The organism is Knoellia sp. Soil729 (genome assembly GCF_001427985.1).
Lineage (GTDB): Bacteria > Actinomycetota > Actinomycetes > Actinomycetales > Dermatophilaceae > Knoellia.
Window position 1 is genome coordinate 172,291 of sequence record NZ_LMSA01000001.1, and the last position, 20,058, is coordinate 192,348.

Sequence of the window (20,058 nt, forward strand, 5' to 3'; positions counted from 1 at the left end):
AGGTGTCCTAGGTTGGGGAGATGACGTCGACGTCCCAGCGCATCACCGACCTGCTTGCCACACACCCGGTCTGGGACGGTCACAACGACCTGCCCTGGGAGGCCCGCGACCAGGTCGCCTACGACCTCGACCGGCTCGACGTCGGGAGCGAGCTCGCCACCACCCATACCGACCTGGTCCGCATGCGCCGCGGCGGCATGGGCGCCCAGTTCTGGTCCGTCTACGTCGACGCCAAGTGGGCCGGCGAGAAGGCCGTCACGGCCACCTTGGAGCAGGTCGACTTCGTTCGCGAGATGACCCGCCGGTATGCCGGTGAGCTGGCTCTCGCGGTCAGCGCAGCTGACGTGCGCGCTGCTCGGGACTCCGGCCGGATCGCCTCGCTCATGGGTGCCGAGGGTGGCCACAGCATCGACTCCTCGCTGGGAGCGCTGCGGATGCTGCACGCGTTGGGAGTGCGCTACCTGACGTTGACCCACAACGACAACGTGCCGTGGGCCGACTCGGCCACCGACGAGCCCGTTCTCGGTGGCCTGTCCGCGTTCGGCCGCGAGGTCGTGCGCGAGATGAACCGCATCGGCATGGCCGTCGACCTGTCGCACGTGTCGGCCGACACGATGCGCGACGCCCTCGCGACGACGTCCGCGCCGGTGATGTTCTCGCACTCCTCGGCCCGGGCCGTCTGCGACCACCCCCGCAACGTTCCCGACGACGTCCTCACCCAGCTGCCCGGCAACGGCGGGCTGTGCATGGTCACCTTCGTGCCCAAGTTCATCTCGCCCACCATCCGCGAGTGGGACCTGGAAGCGGCGGACGCCGCACAGGCTGAAGGGATCTCCTGGGCCGACCACACGGCATACGAGCCGTTTCTCAGGACCTACCTCCAAGCGCACCCTCGACCGGTCGCGACGATCGACGACGTCGTCGCGCACGTCGAGCACGTGCGCGAGGTGGCCGGGATCGAGCACATCGGGCTCGGCGGGGACTACGACGGTGTCGACGTGCTGCCTCAGGGGCTGGACGACGTCTCGGGCTACCCCCGGCTGCTCGAGGCCCTCGCGGACCGCGGCTGGTCCGACGACGACCTGGGCAGGCTCACCTGGAGCAACGCCCTGCGGGTGCTCGAAGGGGTCGAGGCGACGTCCCGGGACCTCAGTGCGACCCGTGGTCCGAGCACGGCCCGGATCGAGGACCTCGACGGCGAGTGAGGTGGCTCAGCTGCGGTTGCGCATGACGGTGAGCGCGACGAGGCGCGAGATGACCATCGCGACATACATGACACCGCCCAGCTGCTCGATGATCGCCACCGACCGCGCCTGCGGCCCGACCGGGATGATGTCCGACAGCCCGACGCTGGTGAGGTTGGCTCCCGAGAGGTAGAGCAGCTCCAGGAACGTGCGTTTCTCCAGGTCTCCATGGCCGATGAACGAGCCGGGCCACAGCTCCTGCACCGCCAAGAACAGGTAGGCGAAGGCGAAGAGCAGCACCGTGAAGGCGGCGCCGACGGCGAACAGCTCGTCCTTGGTCACCCACGCGTCCTCGAACATGTAGGCGACCAGCCCGTAGGCCGTGTAGAAGTAGAAGAGCGACAGCGTGGTGTGCGCCAGCGCGACGATGACGGTGCTGTCGTCCGAGATGGCCGACCACACCTCGAGGACGCCCGCGGGCAGCCCGATGAGGGCCGACAACCAGGTGAGCGCCGGTGTGCTGCGGACGGTGAACACGGCCACGGTGAGGGCACACAGGCTGAGCACCGACAGTGCCACGCGACCGTAGGTGAGTGCCTGCAGCCACGGCAGCAGGACGACGACGAGGAGCTGGACCGCGAGCAGGAAGGCGGACGGCTGCTTGCGGAGCACCGCTGCCCAGCGCTGGCTGCGGGTGGGCGGTTCACGCAGGTCGTCCCAGAGGGTCGTCTCCATGGGCGTCACTCTAAGCCGGGGACGGGGCTGCGGTGCCCGACCTACCATGACGACATGGATCACGTCGCGTGGGTCGTCGCGCCGCTGGTCCTCGTGTGCGTGCTGGCCTTCAGCGCGGTCGCGAAGCTCGGTCAGGGGGCGACCCTGCGCACGATCATTCGCAACCTCCGTCTCCCTCCCTGGGTCCTGCCCCAGCCGTTCGCCCGGGCGGTTCCCGGGCTCGAGCTCGCCCTGACGGTGGGGCTGCTGGCGCCGTGGGTGCCGGTGTTCGTGGTGGCGGCGGCAGCATCGCTGGTGCTCATGTCGGCGTACTGGGCGCTCATCGCCCGTGGGCTCACCATCACCCCTCGCCCGAGCTGCGGGTGCTTCGGCCAGGCAGGGGACCACCGCATCTCCGGTCGCACGCTCGTGCGCAACACGCTGCTCGTCGCGGCCGCGGGTGCCGCCCTGACCATTGCGCTGTCCGGCCGGACCGTGTGGACGCTGCTCTCGGCCGGCTCGGTCGGTGACTGGTTGTGGCTGGGCCTGGCGGCTCTCGCCTGTCTCGTCACCGGGCTCGTGCTCGGTGGTGCGCCCGGCCCTGCCACGCCAGCACCATGGCCGGTGCCTCCCCCGCAGGAGCAGGAGAGCCGCGACGAGCCGGTCGACGAGGGCTCCGACGCCGACGACTACGTGCGCGCGGTCACTCCGCACCTGGTCCTGCACGAGCCGGGGGTGGGTCCGGCGACCCTCGTGGAGCTGTCGGCGGCCAGGGCGCAGCTGCTCGTCCTCGTCAACTGCTACTGCGTGTCCACCCTGGAGCTCCTGGGCCGTGTCGAGGCATGGGACGCCAGGCTGAGCGTCGTCGACGTGCGACTCGTCCTGTCAGTAGCGGTCAACGACGGGTTGGCGCCCTACCCACGAGGCACGTTGGTCGACCACGGCGGGCTCGTCTGGGCGGGCCTGGGCCTCACGGTCTCACCCAGCGCGGTGCTGCTCGGCGCCGACGGCTTCCTGGCCGGCGGACCGGTGTCGGGTTCGCAGGCCGTGGCAGCGTTCGTCGACGACATCGAGGAGACGCTGCGGCAGGCTCCCACGATGGCGCAGGACGCGCTCCCGAATGACCAGACGGGCGCCCCGCAGGACGTCGCTGACGCAGCTCCGGACCGTCAGCTCACCGGCGACCGGTGAGCTCCCACGCGTCCTCGCTGTCGTCCTCGTCCTCGTCCCACGGCTCGACCTGCGGACGGCTGGCGAGATCGGCGGCGACCGCGTCGGTGCCATAGCGGTCCGTCGGGACCTGCTGGGTCTGCGACGCCGTCGGCGTGCTCGGTCCATCGGCGTCGGGCTGCCCCGGCGCACCACTGCCCTGGGGCGCCTGGGGCGCCTGGGGCGCCACGTCGGCCTCGACGTCGAAGGCCACGTCCTCGTCGGGCACCTCGTCGCCACGCAGCAGCGCCAGGGTCGTCGCGAGGTCGTCGGGACGCACGAGCACGTCGCGCGCCTTGGAGCCCTCGGAGGGCCCGACGACGCCACGGGACTCGAGCAGGTCCATGAGACGACCGGCCTTGGCGAACCCGACCCGCAGCTTGCGTTGGAGCATCGAGGTCGACCCGAACTGGGTCGTCACGACGAGCTCGGTCGCCTGCAGGAGCAGGTCGAGGTCGTCGCCGATGTCGTCGTCGATGTTCTTCTGCGGTGCGACGACGGCGACGTCCTCGCGATAGGTCGGCTTGAGCTGACCCGTCACGTGGGCGACGGCATCCTGGATCTCGGTCTCGGTGACCCAGGCGCCCTGGACGCGCATGGGCTTGCTGGCACCCATGGGCAGGAAGAGGGCGTCGCCCTGGCCCAGCAGCTTCTCGGCACCCGGCTGGTCGAGGACGACGCGGCTGTCGGCGAGCGAGGAGGTCGCGAACGCCATGCGGCTCGGCACGTTGGCCTTGATGAGGCCCGTCACGACGTCCACGGAGGGACGCTGGGTCGCCAGGACCAGGTGGATCCCGGCTGCTCGGGCCAGCTGCGTGATGCGCACGATGCACTCTTCGACGTCGCGAGGAGCCACCATCATGAGGTCGGCGAGCTCGTCGACGACGACGAGGAGGTAGGGGTAGGGCTGGATGACCCGCTTGGAGCCCGGCAGCGGCTGCACCTTGCCGGACTTCACCGCCTTGTTGAAGTCGTCGACGTGCTTGTAGCCATACGCCGCGAGGTCGTCATAGCGGGCGTCCATCTCGCGCACGACCCACTGCAGCGCCTCGGCGGCCTTCTTGGGGTTGGTGATGATCGGCGTGATGAGGTGCGGAATCCCCTCGTAGGCCGTGAGCTCCACCCGCTTGGGGTCGACGAGCACCATGCGCACCTCGTCGGGCGTGGCCCGCATGAGAATCGAGGTGATCATCGAGTTGACGAAGCTCGACTTGCCCGAGCCCGTGGCGCCGGCCACGAGGAGGTGCGGCATCTTGGCGAGGTTGGCGATGACGTAGCCGCCCTCGACGTCCTTGCCGACGCCCATGACCATCGGGTGGTGGTTGTCCCGGGCGACCCGGCTGCGCAGGACGTCGCCGAGGCAGACCATCTCCTTGTCGGGGTTCGGGATCTCGATCCCGATCGCCGACTTGCCCGGAATGGGACTGAGGATGCGCACGTCGGCCGAGGCGACGGCATACGCGATGTTCTTGGACAGGGCCGTGACGCGCTCGACCTTGATGCCCGGCCCGAGCTCGACGATGTAGCGCGTGACCGTCGGTCCGCGCGTGAAGCCGGTGACCTGGGCATCGATGCCGAACTCGTCGAGCACTGTCGTCAAGGCCTCGACGACGCGGTCGTTGGCCTCGGAGCGCTCCTTGTGCGGCGCGCCCTGCTTGAGCACGGAGTTGTCGGGGAGCGTGTAGGTGACGTCGCCGGCGAGCGAGAGCTGCTCGACGCGCTGCGGCAGCGGCGTGGTCGGAGGGGCCTCGAGACGGGTCGGCTCGAGCGGGGCCTTGGCTGCGGGGGCGAGAACGCCAGGAGCCGTCGGGCGCTTCTGGCCGGGACGCGGCCCACCCTCCTCGGGCACGGGCGGGGTGTCAGCGGACGCACGACCCTTGCGGCCCTTGGGGCCCGCCTTGTCCTCGTAGTCGACGATCGCTGCCTGCTCGAAGGCCTCGTCGCCCACCATGGGCTCCTCGCCCAGGTCGCGCCGACGTCGCGGCTTCTTGACCGGCACTGCGTCGGTCCCGTTGCCCTCCTCGGCGTATGCCGGGTGGCCCAGGAGCGTGGCCCGCAGCTGGTCGAGGCGGTCGGGGATCTCGTGCACCGGCGTCGCCGTGAGGACGAGCAGGCCGAAGATGCCCAGCAGGATGAGCAGCGGGATGGTGCCGTAGATCGAGACCGCGGCCTCGAGCGGGCTGGAGGCGAGGAAGCCGATGATGCCGCCACCGGCGCGCATGCCCTCGGCACCGGCGGGCGGCTCGGGGATGCCGGCCGCGACGTGCACGATGCCGCTGGCCGAGAAGGCGAGCAGGGCCGTGCCGATGGCCATCCGGTTGGTCGCGGGGTGCTCGCGCGGGGTGCGGCAGAGGTGGAGCCCGAACAGGAGCAGGACGATCGGCAGTGCGTAGGCCACCCGGCCGAAGGTGCCGGCGGCGACGGCGTGGGTGACGTCGCCGACCTTGCCCTGCAGACCCCACCACTCACGGGCGGCGACGACCACGGCGAGCGCGATGAGCGTCAGGCCCATACCGTCACGACGGTGCTCGGGCTCGAGGTCCTGCCCGGCCTGCGAGACCTTGCGGACCGTTCCGCCCGTCGCGTGCGCCAGACCCATCCAGGCACCACGTACCGCTGCGACGGGCATGGGCGCACCGCCCTTGGCCGGAGCCTTCTTGCGGCTGGCGGGACGGGCGGGGGCGCGCCGGTTCGCGGGCCGTGAGGCGGTACGCGAGCGCGCAGGAGTGGTCGAACGGGAGGCCATGCTTCGCACCCTAGGCGAAAGTCACCCCAGACACACGCGTCACACGCGCAACACCCGCGGCCCCTCCCCTTTTCCGGCTGGTCACAGAAGGGGAGCGTTTGGCCGGGAACGGTTCCGGGCTGAACCCTCCGTTTCCGTGATCAGCCGGAAAAGGTGGGACGGGCGACCGGCGCGTGGCTCGGGGAAGCGGTCAGGCTTCGATGACGACCGGGATGATCATCGGGCGGCGGCGGATCTTGCGGCCGACCCAGCCGCCGACCGCCCGGCGCATGACCTGCTCGAGCTGGTAGCTGTCGTTCATGCCCTGCGCGGTGGCGTCGTCGAGCGCCTTGACCAGGCTCGGCATGACGTCGTCGAAGACCATGTCGCCCTCGACGAAGCCGCGAGCGGTGATCTCGGGGCCGGCGACGATCTTGCCGGTCGTGGAGTCCATGACGACGATGACCGAGATGAAGCCCTCGTCGCGCAGGATCCGACGGTCCTTGAGCAGGCCCTCGTCGGCCTCGCCCACCGACGACCCGTCGACGTAGACGTAGCCGCACGGCACGGCGCCGGCCACCCGCACCTTGCCGTCGACGAGGTCGACGACGACGCCGTCCTCGACCACGACGACACCCTTGGGGTGCACCCCGGTCTGGAGCGCGAGGTCGGCGTTGGCGCGCAGGTGGCGCCACTCGCCGTGCACCGGCATGACGTTGCGGGGCTTGACGATGTTGTAGCAGTAGAGGAGCTCTCCGGCGCTGGCGTGACCCGAGACGTGGACGCGGGCGTTGCCCTTGTGCACGACGTCGGCACCCAGGCGCATCAGGCCGTTGATGACGCGGTAGACGGCGTTCTCGTTGCCGGGGATGAGCGAGGAGGCCATGAGGACCGTGTCGCCCTCGCCGACCTCGATCTTGTGGTCACGGTTGGCCATGCGGGACAGGGCGGCCATGGGCTCACCCTGCGAACCCGTGCAGATCAGGGTGACCTTGTTGTCGGGCAGGTCACCGAGCTTCTTGAAGTCCACGAGGATGCCGTCGGGAACGTGCAGGTAGCCGAGGTCGGCGGCGATGCCCATGTTGCGGACCATCGAGCGGCCGACCATCGCGACCTTGCGTCCCGACTTCTCGGCGGCGTCGAGCACCTGCTGCACACGGTGCACGTGCGAGGAGAAGCAGGCCACGATGATCCGGCGCCGCGCGTCACGGAAGACCTTGTCGATCGCCGGGGCGATGTCCTTCTCAGGAGTGGTGAAACCGGGCACCTCGGCGTTGGTCGAGTCCGTCATGAACAGGTCGACGCCCTCCTCCCCCAGGCGCGCGAAGGCCCGCAGGTCGGTGAGGCGGCCATCCAGCGGCAGCTGGTCCATCTTGAAGTCACCGGTGTGCAGGATCGTGCCGCCGGAGGTGCGTACGAAGACGGCGAGCGCGTCGGGGATGGAGTGGTTGACCGCGATGAACTCGCAGTCGAAGACACCGAGCTTCTCGCGCCCACCCTCCTTGACCGCCAACGTGTAGGGCTTGATCCGGTGTTCCTTGAGCTTGGCCTCGATGAGGGCCAGCGTGAGGTTCGAGCCGATCAGGGGCAGGTCGGGCTTGAGCCGCAGCAGGAAGGGGACGGCGCCGATGTGGTCCTCGTGGCCGTGGGTCAGGACGATCGCCTGCACGTCGTCGAGCCGGTCGGCGATGTAGCTGAAGTCCGGGAGGATGAGGTCGATGCCGGGGTGGTGGTCGTCGGGGAAGAGCACGCCGCAGTCGACGATGAGCAGCTGGCCCTTGTGCTCGATGACGGCCATGTTGCGACCGACCTCGCCGAGCCCGCCGAGGGCGACGACGCGCACGCCGCCGTCCTGGAGGGGTCCGGGCAGGGACAGCTCTGGGTGGGGGTGGCTCATCGCAGGCCTGATTCCGCGAGGCCCTTGCGGAGGGTCTCGAGGTGCTCCGGCGGCGACTCGACGAGGGGCAGGCGCACGAAGGCCGACCCGATCACTCCGAGCTCCACGAGCGCGGCCTTGGCCATGATCGCTCCCTGCGAGGTGGTCATGATCGCGTCGACGGCGGGGATGAGGCGCCGGTGGATGTCGCGAGCGGTCGCCAGGTCTCCGGCATCGACGGCGGCGAGCATCGCGGCATACTCCTTGCCGGCGACGTGACCCACCACGGAGACGACACCGACCGCACCCTGTGCGAGGTGGGCAAGGCTGAGCACGTCGTCGCCGCTGAACCACAGCAGGTCCGTCGACGCCATGACGTGCGTCGAGGCCCACAGGTCGGCCTTGGCGTCCTTGACCGCCACGATCCGCGGGTGCTCCGCGAGCGCGACGAGCGTCGAGGTCGAGAACTCGACGCCCGTGCGGCCGGGGATGTCGTAGAGCATGATCGGCAGCTCGGTCGAGTCCGCCACCGCGCGGCAGTGGGCGAGCAGGCCGGCCTGGGTGGGCTTGTTGTAGTAGGGCGAGACGAGCAGCAGCGCGTCGGCGCCGGCCCCGGCGGCCCGAGCGGCCATCTCGACGCAGTGCGCCGTGTCGTTGGAGCCCACCCCGGCCGTGATCGCGGCGCGCTCCCCCACGACCTCCTTGGCGACACGCACCACCTCGATGCTCTCGTCGTCGGTGAGCGTGGCCGACTCCCCCGTCGTGCCGTTGACGACGATCCCGTCGTGACCGCTGGCCAGGAGGTGCTCGACGACCGCGCGCACGCCCTCCTCGTCCACTGATCCGTCGGGGCGCATGGGTGTGACCATGGCCGTGATGACCCGGCCGAAGGGGTTCGTCGTCATGGCCCTCAGGGTAGTCGTTGGCGAGCGGCCGTCGGCTGGGCACCGCGCCGGACCGGTCGGGGGTCCCGACTACGCTTCGGAGCCATGCGCCAGTACCTCGACCTCCTCGACCGCATCCTCGACGAGGGCGTCGACAAGTCCGACCGCACCGGCACGGGCACGCGCTCGGTCTTCGGGCACCAGATGCGCTTCCACCTCTCCGAGGGCTTCCCCGTCGTGACGACCAAGAAGCTGCACCTCAAGTCGATCATCGGCGAGCTCCTGTGGTTCCTGCGGGGCGACACCAACGTGCGCTGGCTGCAGGAGCGCGGCATCTCGATCTGGGACGAGTGGGCCGACGAGCAGGGCGACCTCGGCCCGGTCTACGGCCACCAGTGGCGCTCGTGGCCCACCCCCGACGGTCGCCAGGTCGACCAGATCGCCAAGGTCATCGAGGGGATCCGCACCAACCCCGACAGCCGGCGCCACATCGTCAGCGCCTGGAACGTCGCGGACGTCGACGACATGGCGCTGCCGCCCTGCCACGCGCTCTTCCAGTTCTACGTGGCCGACGGCAGGCTCTCGTGCCAGCTCTACCAGCGCAGCGCCGACGTCTTCCTCGGAGTGCCGTTCAACATCGCCTCCTACGCCCTCCTCACGATGATGGTCGCCCAGCTCACCGACCTGGAGCCCGGCGAGTTCGTCCACACCCTCGGCGACGCCCACCTCTACTCCAACCACCTCGAGCAGGCCCGACTTCAGCTCACCCGGGAGCCCCGCGCCCTGCCCACGATGCGCATCGCACGCAAGAGCGCCATCGACGACTTCGACCTCGACGACTTCGAGCTCGTCGGTTACGACCCGCACCCCGCGATCAAGGCGCCCATCGCTGTCTGAGACCGGCCGACAGACCATCCGGTATGCCGTCCGCTCGCCGTGGGCGGACGGCATACCGGAGCGTCGTGGTTCCGCCCGCAACAGGGGTGTTACTTGTTTTGGGGTTCGTGTAGTTCAACGTCGCCCGAACAACGTCGGAGGACGCCACCGGTTGGGCGGGCGCCAGCGCCGTGGCCCACACCCCCAATAGGGTGAGCGGCATGACCCAGGTGACGCTCATCGCAGCGGTCGGACGCAACGGCGTCATCGGCGCGGACAACGACATGCCGTGGCACCTGCCCGAAGACTTCGCGTTCTTCAAGCGGACGACCATGGGGCACGCAATGGTCATGGGGCGCAAGACGTTCGACTCGATCGGGCGGGCTCTCCCCGGGCGGCGCACTATCGTTATCACCCGCCAGACCGACTGGCACCACCCCGACGTCGAGACGGTGCACTCGCTCGACGACGCCTTGGGTCTGGCGGGGCCCGTGGGCGAGGTGTTCATCGCCGGAGGCGGCGAGATCTACGCACAGGCGATGGCGTTCGCGCACCGGCTCCTCATCACCGAGGTCGACCAGGAGCCCGCCGGTGACGTGCGCTTCCCCGAGATCGACCCGGCCCAGTGGCATGAGACGGCTCGCGAGGAGCGCGACGGCTTCGCCTGGGTGACCTACGAGCGCTGACCTGCCGCCGGCGTCCGACCGCGCATGTCGTTCTCGCTGGGGCACGTCGTTCTCGCTGGTTCACGTCGCCCCATCGCCATGCGCCAGCGGGCACGACGTGCCCGGGCGACAACTGCAGGTCTGCCGCTCAGGTGCCGGACGGTGGGTTCTTGCGCGGGTCGACGGGCCCGGTGGAGGTGAACCGCTCGCGGTGGATGTGCTCCGCGCTGGTCCCCGACCCCTGGAGCCACTTCTCCACGTCGGCGATGAGCCCCTCTGGCCCGCACAACCACCAGTCGTCGACAGCGTCGATGTCACCGACGTCATCGAGGACCGCACGGATGACCAACGGGTCGATGCGCCCGTACCGCACCCCGTGCACCCGCTCGCGGCTGAGGATGTGCTCGACCCGCAGACGGCCCTCGGTCGCGCGCTGGAGGTCGACCACCTCGCTCCCGAGCACCGTGGACTCCCGGGTGCGGTTGGCCAGGATGAGGTCCACAGTCGACTCGTCGTGCTGCTCGAGGGCTGCCGCGGCGATCGCCAGCACTGGCGTGATGCCCGAGCCACCGACGACTCCGACGTGGTGCCGTGGACCCGCGACCTCGTCGAGGACGAAGTCACCGCGTGGCGGCAGGACCGCCATCACCTCGCCGATCGTGACCTCGGAGGCGAGCCAGGGTGACATGCGTCCGCCCTGCACCGCTGCGGCCGCCACGCGGATGACGCCCTCCCGCGCTGCCCGGCTCGGCGGAACCCAGATCGAGTAGGACTGGCGGACGCTCTCCCCGTTGATGAGCGCCCGCAGCGTGACGTACTGGCCCGCCCGGTAGTCGAGGAACATCGGCATCGAGCTCACGTCGAAGCCGATGGAGACCGCGTGCTCCGCGACCGGATCCACCTCGACCACGGTGAGCGGATGGAAGGCGGGGTGCGGCGTGGAGGGACTGCGGAGCAGGGGCACGCCGTCCATCTTCACAAACGACCGGCGGATAGGCTCGACCGCGTGGCGATTTCCTCAACTACCTCTGACCGGGTCACCGTCCTCACGATCGACCGGACGCAACGACGCAACGCCCTCAACCACGACGCGCTCGAGGAGCTGGACGGCGCGATCGCGGCAGCCACGCAGAGCTCCCGGGCCATCGTCATCACCGGTGCCGGTGGGCACTTCTGCGCGGGTGCCGACCTCACCGAGCTCGAGGACGTGGGGTTCACCGACCGCCTCGCCGAGGTCCTCGCGCGCCTCACCCGGGCGCCGATGACGACGGTGGCGGCGATCTCGGGATCCTGCATGGGTCTGGGCATGCAGCTCGCCGTGGCCTGCGACCTGCGGGTCGTCGCCGACGACGCCCGCTTCGCCGTGCCGGTCGCCAAGCTCGGCCTCATGGTCAACCACTGGACGCTGGACCGCGTCACCCGCTTCTGGGGAGAGGGTGCGGCCCGGCACATGGTGCTCACCGGCGCGGTGCTCACCGCCGAGGACGCGTGGCGCGTGGGGTTCACCCAGGTGCGCGGTGACCTGGACGCAGCCCTGGAGCTTGCCGGACGCGCCGCAGACCTCGCACCGATGACCCAGGCCGGCTCCAAGCTGGGCTTCGACGCCCACAGCGAGAACTCCACCGAGGTCGCCCGCTACGAGGCGGCCTTCGCCGAGGCGTGGTCCAGCGACGACCTCGCCGAGGGTCGCTCGGCCTTCCGGGAGCGGCGCACACCACAGTTCCAGGGCCGATGATGAGCCACGACCACGGTGGGCACTCCCACTCCCCCGGTCCGACCGCCGACGCGAGCGTCCGCTCGGCAAAGCCCACGGACGCCCCCGCGGTCGGGGTGGTCCAGGCAGCGGTCTGGACCCAGGCGTATGCCGGCCGCCTGCCCGACGATGTCGTCGCCCTCTTCGAGGCACCCTCCTTCGCCAAGGCCTGGCGCCAGTCGCTCGAGAACCCACCCGAGGGAGTGCACCGACTGCTGGTCGCGCGCGCCGGTGAGCAGGTCGTCGGCTTCGCGGCGATCGGCCCGAGCCAGGACCCTGACGCCGGTCAGGCAACGGGTGAGGTGACCGCGATCGGGGTGCACCCCGGAGCCCGTCGCATGGGTCACGGCTCCCGCCTCCTCAACGCCTGCGTCGACACGTTGCGCGGCGCCGGTGCCGAGGACCTCGCGACCTGGGTGCTGGCCGACGACGAGGCCACCCGTGCCTTCCTCGTGGCCTCGGGACTCGGACCGGACGGGGCCTTCCGCGACCGGGTCGTCTCCCCCGAGGGCGACACACTGCGAGAGGTGCGCCTCGTCGCCTCCCTCGCCCCGGACGAGACCCCGTCAGCAGACGCGCCCGAGGAGCCGGAGTCGGTCGAGTGACCGCCTCGGCGGCCGAGCCGAGAGGCGAGGACGTCGCCGAAGGCGAGCACACGGCATACCTCCCGATTGACGGCGCGAAGCGCAAAGCCGTTCTGCGACAGTCACTTTCGGTCGGCATTGCCACGGGCGCCTATGGCATCAGCTTCGGCGCGCTGGGGGTCGCGGCCGGGCTAACCACTCTCCAGACGGTGGCCCTGTCGGTCCTGCTCTTCAGCGGAGGGTCCCAGTTCGCCGTCGTGGGCATCCTGGGCGCCGGTGGGACCGGCTCCGCCGCCGTCGCCACCTCGACGCTGCTCGGGCTGCGCAACGGCCTCTATGCGCTGCAGACCTCGCGCATCCTGCAGGTGCACGGACTTCGCCGGCTGCTCGCCGCGCACGTCACCATCGACGAGTCCACGGCCGTCAGCGTCGGACAGGACGACCGTCGCGCCGGACGCCTGGGCTTCTGGGTCACCGGACTGACCGTGTTCGCGTTCTGGAACGCCATGACCCTCGTCGGCGCGCTCGTGGGAAACGCCCTCGGCGACCCGCAGCGGTGGGGGCTCGACGCGGCCGCGGCGGCGGCGTTCACCGCCCTGCTCTGGCCCAGGCTGCGCAGCCGCGACGCCGCCGCCACCATGGTGCTGGCCATCGCCGTCGCCCTCCTGACCTCGCCCCTGCTGCCCGTCGGCGTCCCCGTCATCCTCACCGTTCTCGCCGCTGTCGTCGTCGGCCTGAGCGGCGGAGGACGCCACGAGAGCCCCCTGCCCCAGGACGTGCCATGAGCGCCTGGACCATCGTGCTGCTCTCGTCGGCGTTGGCCTATGCCACCAAGCTGGCCGGTTACCTCGTCCCGGAGTCCTGGGTCGAGGGCCCACGCCGCAGCCGGGTGCTCACGCTGCTGCCCGTCGCCCTGCTCGCAGGCCTCGTGGCCGTCCAGACGTTCGGCGGGCAGGGCGGTTCCCTCCACGTCGATGCGCGGCTGGGTGCCGTGGCATGTGCGATCGTGCTGCTGCGCCTGCGCGCCAACTTCCTCGTCGTGGTCATCGGTGCCGCGGCCGTCGCGGCCGGGCTCCGGGCGGCCGGCTGGGGCTGAGCCTCAGACCGCCCCAGTCTCGAGCCGCTCGCGCACCTCATCCGGCCCGGGGTTGCGCAGCACCTCGTCGCCGATGAGCACGGTCGGCGTCAGCTCGTCACCGCCGTTGTGCCGACGCACCTCCGCGTTCGCCTCGCGGTCGGCCCAGACGTTCACCCACACGACCCTCGGTTCACCGCGCAGCGCCAGGAGCATCCGCTCGCAGTGGACGCACCCCGGCTTCCAGAGCACCACCGCGGCTCCCGAGGCCAGGCGCGGCGCAGCGGCCCGCCACGCTGTGTGCCGGCCCCGGCGGGCGAGGACTGCCAGCAGGAGCAGCCCCACGACCGCCACCGCGCCCGCGACCCACAGGTCGCCGTCCCCCTGAAGCAGGAGGACGACGCCCACGACGAAAGGCACCAGCCCGAGCACCAGCTGCTTGGTGCGCTCCGGGGCCACAGGTGGCGTGCCGATGTCAGATGCCGAGGTAGTGCTCGAGTCCGACCGTGAGTCCCGGGTGCTCGTGCACCGTGCGGACGGCAGCCACGACACCGGGCATGAACGACACCCGGTCGAACGAGTCGTGGCGGATCGTCAGCATCTCGCCCGTCTGGCCGAAGAGGACCTCCTGGTGCGCAACGAGACCCCGCAGTCGAACGGAGTGCACGGGTATGCCGTGTGCCCGCGCGCCGCGTGCACCGCCCGGATCGCTCGTGGTGGCGTCGGGGACGTCGGCGAGCCCGGCCCGGTCGCGGGCGGCGCCGATGAGCTCGGCGGTGCGGGCGGCCGTCCCCGAGGGAGCGTCGACCTTGTCGGGGTGGTGCAGCTCGATGACCTCGACCGACTCGTAGAACTGCGCCGCCTTGCTCGCGAACGCCATCATGAGGACCGCGCCGATGGCGAAGTTCGGCGCGATGAGGACGCCCACCTCCGGCTGCTGCTCGAGCCGGGCCGTGAGGTCGGCGAGCCCGTCCTCCCCCCAACCGGTCGTCCCGACGACGACGTGGACACCCTGGTCCACACAGTGGGCGACGTTGGCGCCGGACGCCTCCGGCACGGAGAACTCGACGACGACGTCCGCCCCTGCGAGGTCACCGAGGTCGTCGCCCACGTCGAAACGGCCGACGAGCTCGAGGTCGTCGGCGGCCTCCACCGCTCGGCACACCTCCGACCCCATACGACCCGACGCACCGATGACCGAGACCTTGGTGACACTCACCCCTGAACCCTAGTGGCGAGGCGTATCCCTCGGCCGGAGCGCACGCCCGGTGTGGCACCGCGCCCGTGACCCGCGTTCACCTGTTGTTCACCTTGGTGCTACCTTTGGGTGAACAACAGGTGAACGAGGCCGAAGGAGCCCCATGAAGAAGGTCACGACGACCACGACGGGCCCGGCCTGCCTCACGCTGCGCTGGACGCCGGTCACGCAGGAGGACGGTCGCATCCGCATGGAGATGCGCTGGAGCGCTCCCACCCCGGTGCGCCGCGTCGCCAGGGTTGCCAGGGTTGCCTGACCCGACCCAGGGCACGACCGACCCAGGGCTCGACCGTCCCAGGGCATGACCGGCCCCGGTCCTCTCCGGCTCAGTCCGGGCTCGAGGAGGCGCTCCACAGGCGCGCGAGCGTGCGCAGGTCAGCAGCGACGTCCTCGCGGTAGGCGTTGTAGAAGGGGTCGAAGGGCGTGCGCATGTGGTAGGCGCGGAGCGTCTGGGCCTGGACGCAGACGATCCGGCCGGAGGCTCGCGAGAAGAAGTCACGGTGGTCGACCATGCGCAGGCGCTCGTCCCAGCGCACGCGGTGGATCGACGCCGCGCGCGCGAGGTAGAGCTGCGGAGTCTTGGGCACCACGGGCAGCCCGTCGACGAGCGTGCCGAACGCGGTGCGCGGCGCGGCAGCGCCGGGGAACAGTGCGTCGGCGCCGGCCGCCACCGCGCGCCATCGTGGTAGGTCGACCCGGGTGAAGGCCACGAGGTCGACCGCGGCGTTGTCGTCGAGGTAGTTCATCGCCGCGACGATGTCGCTGGCGGCGGTGAAGACGACGTCGTCGTCGGTCACGAACACGTACTCCGTGGCGACGGCGTCGAGGGCGGCGTTGCGGCCCACGCTGACGCCGCTGTTGAACGGCATGGCGATCACCTCGATGCCCGGCCCCAGACCATCGACCGGGAGCCGAGAGTCGTCGGCCACGACGATCCTGCCGTCGAACACCGAACGCGCGCTCGCAAGGCAGCGGCGCAGGACCGCGGGACGCTCGAACGTCTTGACGGTCATCGTGACCCGACGCGCGACCTCGGCCCGCTCCTGGGCCGTGGCTGAGCCGAACTGCGCACGATCAGCTCCTCGTACGAGCCCGACCTGGGCCCTTTCGGTCGCGCGGTAGGCCACCCGCAGTGGCGCGCCGAAGCGCCCTCGCATCATGCGCTTGACCCGCTGGGTGTCCACTTCTCACGTCCCTTCGAGCCGGCCCGATGCTCATCATGACGTACCCCGCAGGCGACAACCCGGCATACCGGCCATGACCGCTCGGGGAAGGCTGGCTCAGACGGCCCAGAAGATCTTCGCGCCTTCGACGCTCATTCGACGTTCCTGACCAGTAGTGTCACGCCGGTGGAGGGCACAGGGGTGGGGTCGCACGCGCGCGCGAGCATGCCCTCGTACGCCCAGGTCTTCCGCACCGGCGGCTTCGTCCCGGCCCTCCTGGCGCTCAGCATCTCCACCTGGGGTGACTTCATCGCCCGCGTCGCCGTGGCGTTCGTGGTGCGCGAGCAGACGGGTTCGGACCTGGCCATGGCTGCGACCTTTGCGGCCAGCCTGCTCCCGAGCATCGTCGGGCGCAGCCTGCTCAGCCCGTTTGCCGACCGGATCCCGTACAAGCACGTCCTCGTGGGGTCGGACGTCGTCCGGGGGCTGTTCGTGCTGGCGATCATCGCAGCGGTCGGGCAGCAGAGCCCCGTTCTCGTCCTGCTGGGGTTGCTGTTCGCCCTCGAGCTCTTCGGAGGACCGGCTGGAGCCTCCCACCAGATCCTGCTGACGGACCTGTTCCCGGACCGTCGGGCGTTCCTGCGTGCCCGCGGACTCTCCACCCTCGCCGACCAGCTCAACCAGGCCATCGGCCTCGCCGTGGGTGGGGTCATCGTGACCGCACTCTCGGCGCTCGGCGCACTGGTGGTGGACCTGCTCACCTTCGCCGTGTCCGCCGTGCTCTTCCTCGTCGCGGTCAGGTCCCGGGCCGTCGACGGCATACCGAGCCCCGGCATCGTCGGCTTCTTCACGGACATCCGCGAGGGGGCTCGCTACCTGGCGCGACACCGCGTGCTCGTGTCGCTCCTCACGCTCAGCCTCATCGCCATGTTGGGCGTCGTCGCCCCCGAGGCAGTCGCGATCCCCTATGTCCTCGACCATGACTTCCCGGCCTGGCTCGGCGGGCTCCTCATGGCCTCGCCGGTCCTCGGGGCCGTGTGCGGCGTCATCGTCGTGGGTCGGTGGGAGCCGGAGGTGGCGGGCGCCAGGATGCTCGTCATGGCACTGCTCATGCCGGTGCCCCTGATATGCGCAGCACTCGTGCCGCCGACGCTCGGATGGCTGCCGCTCGTCTGGCTGATGTGGTTCGCCAGCGGCGTCCTGCAGGCCTTCCTGCTCCCGCTTCAGGCGACCTTCGCCCTGGTCACAGCACCTCAGATGCGCGGGCGCGTGATCGGGCTCGCCGGTGCCGGGTCCATGACGTCGTCGGCGGTGGGCTTCCTGCTCGCCGGCTGGCTCTCCGAGGAGCTCGGCCCCCGGACGTCGGGAGCCGTGTGCGGGATGCTCTGCCTCGGCGGGATGGCCCTCCTGGCGGCGGCCTGGCCCAAGCGGTCACTCAGGAAGGCCGTGGACGAGGCCTTCAACGGGTCACCCGCCGCGCGCTGACCCCGAGGCGGCACCAAGGCCGACGGGCCGGCATACCCGAAGGTATGCCGGCCCGTCGCCGTACGTGCGTGACGTCAGGTCACTCCTGGACGGAGGACTCTGCCGCCTCGGAGCGCTGACCGCGTCCACGGCCACCACGACGACGGCTGCGCTGACGGCGCTCGCCACTCTCGTCGGAGGAGTCGTGCGACTCGGAGGACTCGGACGCGTCGTCACCCTCGGCGGCGTCGTCGGTGGCCGGAGCGTCGCTCGCGGGGGCGTCGTGCCCCGCAGCGTCGTCGGCGGCCGGGGCCGGGGCCTCGGAGTCGCCGTCGGCCTGGACGGCAGCGAGCGAGAGCTTGCCGCGCGGGTCGATCTCCTTGAGCTCGACCTGGACCTTCTGGCCCACGGCGAGCACGTCCTCGACGGCGTCGATGCGCTTGCCACCGACGAGCTTGCGCACCTCGGAGATGTGGAGCAGGCCGTCCTTGCCGGGCAGCAGGGAGATGAACGCACCGAAGGTCGTCGTCTTGACGACGGTCCCCAGGAAGCGCTCGCCGATCTCGGGCATCTGCGGGTTCGCGATGGCGTTGATCGCCGCGCGAGCCGCCTCGGCCGAGGGACCGTCGGTGGCACCGATGTAGATGGTGCCGTCGTCCTCGATGGAGATCTGGGCGCCGGTGTCGTCCTGGATCTGGTTGATCATCTTGCCCTTCGGGCCGATGACCTCGCCGATCTTGTCGACGGGGACGGTCACCGAGATGACTCGAGGAGCGAAGGGGCTCATCTCGTCGGGCACGTCGATGGCCTCGTTCATGACGTCGAGGATGTGCAGACGGGCCTCACGAGCCTGGGTCAGCGCGCCACCGAGGACCTCGGCGGGGATGCCGTCGAGCTTGGTGTCGAGCTGGATGGCGGTGATGAACTCGCGCGTGCCGGCGACCTTGAAGTCCATGTCACCGAACGCGTCCTCCGCGCCGAGGATGTCGGTGAGCGCCGCGTACTGCGTCTCACCGTTGACCTCTGCGGAGACGAGCCCCATCGCGATGCCCGCGACCGGCGCGCGCAGCGGCACACCGGCGTTGAGGAGCGACAGGGTCGAGGCGCAGACGGAGCCCATGGACGTCGAGCCGTTGGAGCCGAGGGCCTCGGACACCTGGCGGATCGCGTAGGGGAACTCCTCGCGGGTCGGGAGGACCGGCATGAGCGCACGCTCGGCGAGCGCTCCGTGGCCGATCTCGCGACGCTTCGGCGAACCCACGCGACCGGTCTCACCGGTGGAGTAGGGCGGGAAGTTGTAGTTGTGCATGTAGCGCTTGCGCGTGACCGGTGACAGCGTGTCCAGCTGCTGCTCCATGCGGAGCATGTTGAGCGTCGTGACACCCATGATCTGGGTCTCGCCACGCTCGAAGATCGCCGAGCCGTGGACGCGCGGCAGGACCTCGACCTCGGCGCTGAGCGCGCGGATGTCGGCGAGTCCACGGCCGTCGATGCGGACCTTGTCGGTGAGGATGCGCTCACGGATGAGCTTCTTCTGCACGGCGCGGTAGGCGGCGGACAGCTCCTTCTCGCGACCCTCGAAGTCGGCCGCGAGGGCCTGCTTCATGGAGTCCTTGATCTCGTCGAGACGGTCCTCGCGCTCCTGCTTGCCCGCGATCTGCAGGGCGGCAGCGGCGTCGTCGGAGACCTTGGCCTCGACGGCGGAGTACGCGTCGTCCTCGTAGTCGAGGAAGATCGGGAACTCCTGGATCGGCTTGGCAGCCTTGGAGGCGAGCTCGGCCTGCGCGTCGCACAGCGCCTTGATGAACTTCTTGGAGGCCTCGAGGCCCTCGGCGACGATCTCCTCGGTGGGAGCCGTCTTGCCCTCGTTCTTGACGAGGTCCCAGGTGAACTCGGTGGACTCGGCCTCGACCATCATGATGGCGACGTCGTCACCAGCCACGCGACCGGCGACGACCATGTCGAAGGTGGAGCGCTCGATGTCGGAGAACTGCGGGAACGCGACCCACTGGCCGTCGATGAGCGACAGGCGCGTCGCACCGATCGGACCGGAGAACGGCAGGCCCGAGATCTGCGTCGACGCGGACGCCGCGTTGATCGCGAGGACGTCGTACTGAGCGTCCGGGTTGAGGGCGAGCACCGAGATGACGACCTGGACCTCGTTGCGCAGACCCTTTGTGAAGGTCGGTCGCAGGGGGCGGTCGATGAGACGGCAGGTGAGGATCGCCTCGGTGGAGGGGCGGCCCTCGCGACGGAAGAACGAACCGGGGATCTTGCCCGCGGCATACATGCGCTCTTCGACGTCAACGGTCAGCGGGAAGAAGTCGAAGCCCTCACGCGGGTGCTTGCCGGCGGTGGTGGTGGAGAGGAGCATCGTGTCCTCGTCCAGGTAGGCGGCGACGGCGCCGCCGGCCTGCTTGGCCAGGCGTCCGGTCTCGAACCGGACCGTGCGGGTGCCGAACGAGCCGTTGTCGATGGTGGCTTCGGCGAAGGTGATCTCAGGACCCTCCATTGGGTCCTCCTTTTCTTGAGTGTCAACGAACCGCGTGCATCCTCGTTGTGCACGGGCGTGATTCTGTGGTTCCTGCTGGTCAGCTCGGTGTCGAGCTGCCCAACACATCCGAAAGA

At 70.3% G+C, this 20,058-nt stretch carries 19 protein-coding genes; 10 read left to right on the forward strand and 9 right to left on the reverse strand.

Going from position 1 to position 20,058, the window contains the following annotated elements; all coding sequences use genetic code 11:
* The first annotated feature begins 20 nt into the window (after window positions 1–20).
* Window positions 21–1,205 carry a dipeptidase gene (locus ASG74_RS00820; protein ID WP_056137984.1) on the forward strand — a complete coding sequence of 395 codons (1,185 nt, stop codon included), beginning with the start codon at window positions 21–23 and terminating at the stop codon, window positions 1,203–1,205.
* A 6-nt stretch (window positions 1,206–1,211) separates the two neighbouring features.
* On the opposite strand, the gene ASG74_RS00825 is transcribed toward ASG74_RS00820, so the two are convergent.
* Window positions 1,212–1,919, reverse strand: coding sequence for an ion channel (locus tag ASG74_RS00825; RefSeq protein ID WP_056137986.1), 708 nt, complete (start codon window positions 1,917–1,919; stop codon window positions 1,212–1,214).
* A 54-nt stretch (window positions 1,920–1,973) separates the two neighbouring features.
* Between ASG74_RS00825 and ASG74_RS00830 the strand changes: the two genes are divergently transcribed.
* A complete protein-coding gene (locus ASG74_RS00830) occupies window positions 1,974–3,089 on the forward strand; it encodes a MauE/DoxX family redox-associated membrane protein (protein ID WP_056137988.1) in 1,116 nt (371 codons plus the stop codon).
* On the opposite strand, the gene ASG74_RS00835 is transcribed toward ASG74_RS00830, so the two are convergent.
* From ASG74_RS00835 to dapA, 3 genes are all read right to left on the reverse strand, one after another.
* On the reverse strand, window positions 3,073–5,853 hold the full coding sequence (locus ASG74_RS00835; protein WP_235498750.1) for an FtsK/SpoIIIE family DNA translocase: 2,781 nt from the start codon (window positions 5,851–5,853) through the stop codon (window positions 3,073–3,075). The two genes, ASG74_RS00830 and ASG74_RS00835, sit on opposite strands and share 17 nt — an antisense overlap.
* 190 nt (window positions 5,854–6,043) lie before the next feature.
* Window positions 6,044–7,729 (reverse strand): ribonuclease J, encoded by a 1,686-nt coding sequence (locus tag ASG74_RS00840; protein ID WP_056137992.1) that lies wholly within the window; start codon window positions 7,727–7,729, stop codon window positions 6,044–6,046.
* Entirely contained in the window at window positions 7,726–8,613 is an 888-nt protein-coding gene (gene dapA / locus ASG74_RS00845; protein ID WP_056137994.1) for a 4-hydroxy-tetrahydrodipicolinate synthase, read from the reverse strand. The genes ASG74_RS00840 and dapA overlap by 4 nt, the downstream gene beginning before the upstream one ends.
* An 84-nt stretch (window positions 8,614–8,697) precedes the next feature.
* Between dapA and ASG74_RS00850 the strand changes: the two genes are divergently transcribed.
* Complete coding sequence (locus ASG74_RS00850; protein ID WP_056137996.1) at window positions 8,698–9,489, forward strand: thymidylate synthase; 792 nt, start codon at window positions 8,698–8,700, stop codon at window positions 9,487–9,489.
* 200 nt (window positions 9,490–9,689) lie between these two features.
* Window positions 9,690–10,154 carry a dihydrofolate reductase gene (locus ASG74_RS00855; RefSeq protein ID WP_056137998.1) on the forward strand — a complete coding sequence of 155 codons (465 nt, stop codon included), beginning with the start codon at window positions 9,690–9,692 and terminating at the stop codon, window positions 10,152–10,154.
* A 127-nt stretch (window positions 10,155–10,281) separates the two neighbouring features.
* On the opposite strand, the gene ASG74_RS00860 is transcribed toward ASG74_RS00855, so the two are convergent.
* Window positions 10,282–11,106 carry an FAD-binding oxidoreductase gene (locus ASG74_RS00860; RefSeq protein ID WP_056139507.1) on the reverse strand — a complete coding sequence of 275 codons (825 nt, stop codon included), beginning with the start codon at window positions 11,104–11,106 and terminating at the stop codon, window positions 10,282–10,284.
* A 33-nt stretch (window positions 11,107–11,139) separates the two neighbouring features.
* Here ASG74_RS00860 and ASG74_RS00865 point away from each other — a divergent pair, with 33 nt between their 5' ends.
* From ASG74_RS00865 to ASG74_RS00880, 4 genes are read left to right on the forward strand one after another with little or no spacing between them, the layout of a single operon-like run.
* Window positions 11,140–11,868 (forward strand): enoyl-CoA hydratase-related protein, encoded by a 729-nt coding sequence (locus ASG74_RS00865; RefSeq protein ID WP_056138000.1) that lies wholly within the window; start codon window positions 11,140–11,142, stop codon window positions 11,866–11,868.
* The gene (locus ASG74_RS00870; protein WP_235498751.1) at window positions 11,865–12,491 is read left to right on the forward strand and encodes a GNAT family N-acetyltransferase; all 627 of its coding nucleotides are present in this window, start codon (window positions 11,865–11,867) and stop codon (window positions 12,489–12,491) included. Before ASG74_RS00865 ends, ASG74_RS00870 begins: the two co-directional genes overlap by 4 nt.
* Entirely contained in the window at window positions 12,488–13,255 is a 768-nt protein-coding gene (locus ASG74_RS00875; protein WP_056138003.1) for an AzlC family ABC transporter permease, read from the forward strand. Before ASG74_RS00870 ends, ASG74_RS00875 begins: the two co-directional genes overlap by 4 nt.
* Window positions 13,252–13,566 carry an AzlD domain-containing protein gene (locus ASG74_RS00880; protein WP_056138005.1) on the forward strand — a complete coding sequence of 105 codons (315 nt, stop codon included), beginning with the start codon at window positions 13,252–13,254 and terminating at the stop codon, window positions 13,564–13,566. Before ASG74_RS00875 ends, ASG74_RS00880 begins: the two co-directional genes overlap by 4 nt.
* A gap of 3 nt (window positions 13,567–13,569) precedes the next feature.
* Here ASG74_RS00880 and ASG74_RS00885 read toward each other — a convergent pair whose 3' ends face one another.
* Both ASG74_RS00885 and dapB read right to left on the reverse strand, forming a co-directional pair.
* On the reverse strand, window positions 13,570–14,004 hold the full coding sequence (locus ASG74_RS00885) for a glutaredoxin family protein (protein WP_056138007.1): 435 nt from the start codon (window positions 14,002–14,004) through the stop codon (window positions 13,570–13,572).
* A 16-nt stretch (window positions 14,005–14,020) separates the two neighbouring features.
* Window positions 14,021–14,764, reverse strand: a complete 744-nt coding sequence (dapB, locus tag ASG74_RS00890) for a 4-hydroxy-tetrahydrodipicolinate reductase (protein ID WP_056138009.1) — start codon at window positions 14,762–14,764, stop codon at window positions 14,021–14,023.
* A 142-nt stretch (window positions 14,765–14,906) separates the two neighbouring features.
* Here dapB and ASG74_RS17360 point away from each other — a divergent pair, with 142 nt between their 5' ends.
* Window positions 14,907–15,059 carry a hypothetical protein gene (locus ASG74_RS17360; protein ID WP_200942497.1) on the forward strand — a complete coding sequence of 51 codons (153 nt, stop codon included), beginning with the start codon at window positions 14,907–14,909 and terminating at the stop codon, window positions 15,057–15,059.
* Window positions 15,060–15,129: 70 nt separating this feature from the next.
* On the opposite strand, the gene ASG74_RS00895 is transcribed toward ASG74_RS17360, so the two are convergent.
* Window positions 15,130–15,987 (reverse strand): glycosyltransferase, encoded by an 858-nt coding sequence (locus ASG74_RS00895; RefSeq protein WP_056138011.1) that lies wholly within the window; start codon window positions 15,985–15,987, stop codon window positions 15,130–15,132.
* A 165-nt stretch (window positions 15,988–16,152) separates the two neighbouring features.
* On the opposite strand from ASG74_RS00895, the gene ASG74_RS00900 reads away from it, so the two are divergent.
* Complete coding sequence (locus ASG74_RS00900; protein ID WP_156465232.1) at window positions 16,153–17,451, forward strand: MFS transporter; 1,299 nt, start codon at window positions 16,153–16,155, stop codon at window positions 17,449–17,451.
* Between the two features lie 79 nt (window positions 17,452–17,530).
* Here the strand turns inward: ASG74_RS00900 and ASG74_RS00905 are convergent, their stop codons facing one another.
* Window positions 17,531–19,942 carry a polyribonucleotide nucleotidyltransferase gene (locus ASG74_RS00905; protein WP_056138015.1) on the reverse strand — a complete coding sequence of 804 codons (2,412 nt, stop codon included), beginning with the start codon at window positions 19,940–19,942 and terminating at the stop codon, window positions 17,531–17,533.
* Window positions 19,943–20,058: the final 116 nt, after the last annotated feature.

Coding starts and splice junctions, on each gene's coding strand:
- ASG74_RS00905 (WP_056138015.1), bottom strand. CDS start 19,942: ATGGAGGGTCCTGAGATCACCTTCGCCGAAGCCACCATCGACAACGGC.
- ASG74_RS00855 (WP_056137998.1), top strand. CDS start 9,690: ATGACCCAGGTGACGCTCATCGCAGCGGTCGGACGCAACGGCGTCATC.
- ASG74_RS00820 (WP_056137984.1), top strand. CDS start 21: ATGACGTCGACGTCCCAGCGCATCACCGACCTGCTTGCCACACACCCG.
- dapA (WP_056137994.1), bottom strand. CDS start 8,613: ATGACGACGAACCCCTTCGGCCGGGTCATCACGGCCATGGTCACACCC.
- ASG74_RS00870 (WP_235498751.1), top strand. CDS start 11,865: ATGATGAGCCACGACCACGGTGGGCACTCCCACTCCCCCGGTCCGACC.
- ASG74_RS17360 (WP_200942497.1), top strand. CDS start 14,907: ATGAAGAAGGTCACGACGACCACGACGGGCCCGGCCTGCCTCACGCTG.
- ASG74_RS00880 (WP_056138005.1), top strand. CDS start 13,252: ATGAGCGCCTGGACCATCGTGCTGCTCTCGTCGGCGTTGGCCTATGCC.
- ASG74_RS00830 (WP_056137988.1), top strand. CDS start 1,974: ATGGATCACGTCGCGTGGGTCGTCGCGCCGCTGGTCCTCGTGTGCGTG.
- ASG74_RS00850 (WP_056137996.1), top strand. CDS start 8,698: ATGCGCCAGTACCTCGACCTCCTCGACCGCATCCTCGACGAGGGCGTC.
- ASG74_RS00835 (WP_235498750.1), bottom strand. CDS start 5,853: ATGGCCTCCCGTTCGACCACTCCTGCGCGCTCGCGTACCGCCTCACGG.
- ASG74_RS00825 (WP_056137986.1), bottom strand. CDS start 1,919: ATGGAGACGACCCTCTGGGACGACCTGCGTGAACCGCCCACCCGCAGC.
- ASG74_RS00860 (WP_056139507.1), bottom strand. CDS start 11,106: ATGGACGGCGTGCCCCTGCTCCGCAGTCCCTCCACGCCGCACCCCGCC.
- ASG74_RS00840 (WP_056137992.1), bottom strand. CDS start 7,729: ATGAGCCACCCCCACCCAGAGCTGTCCCTGCCCGGACCCCTCCAGGAC.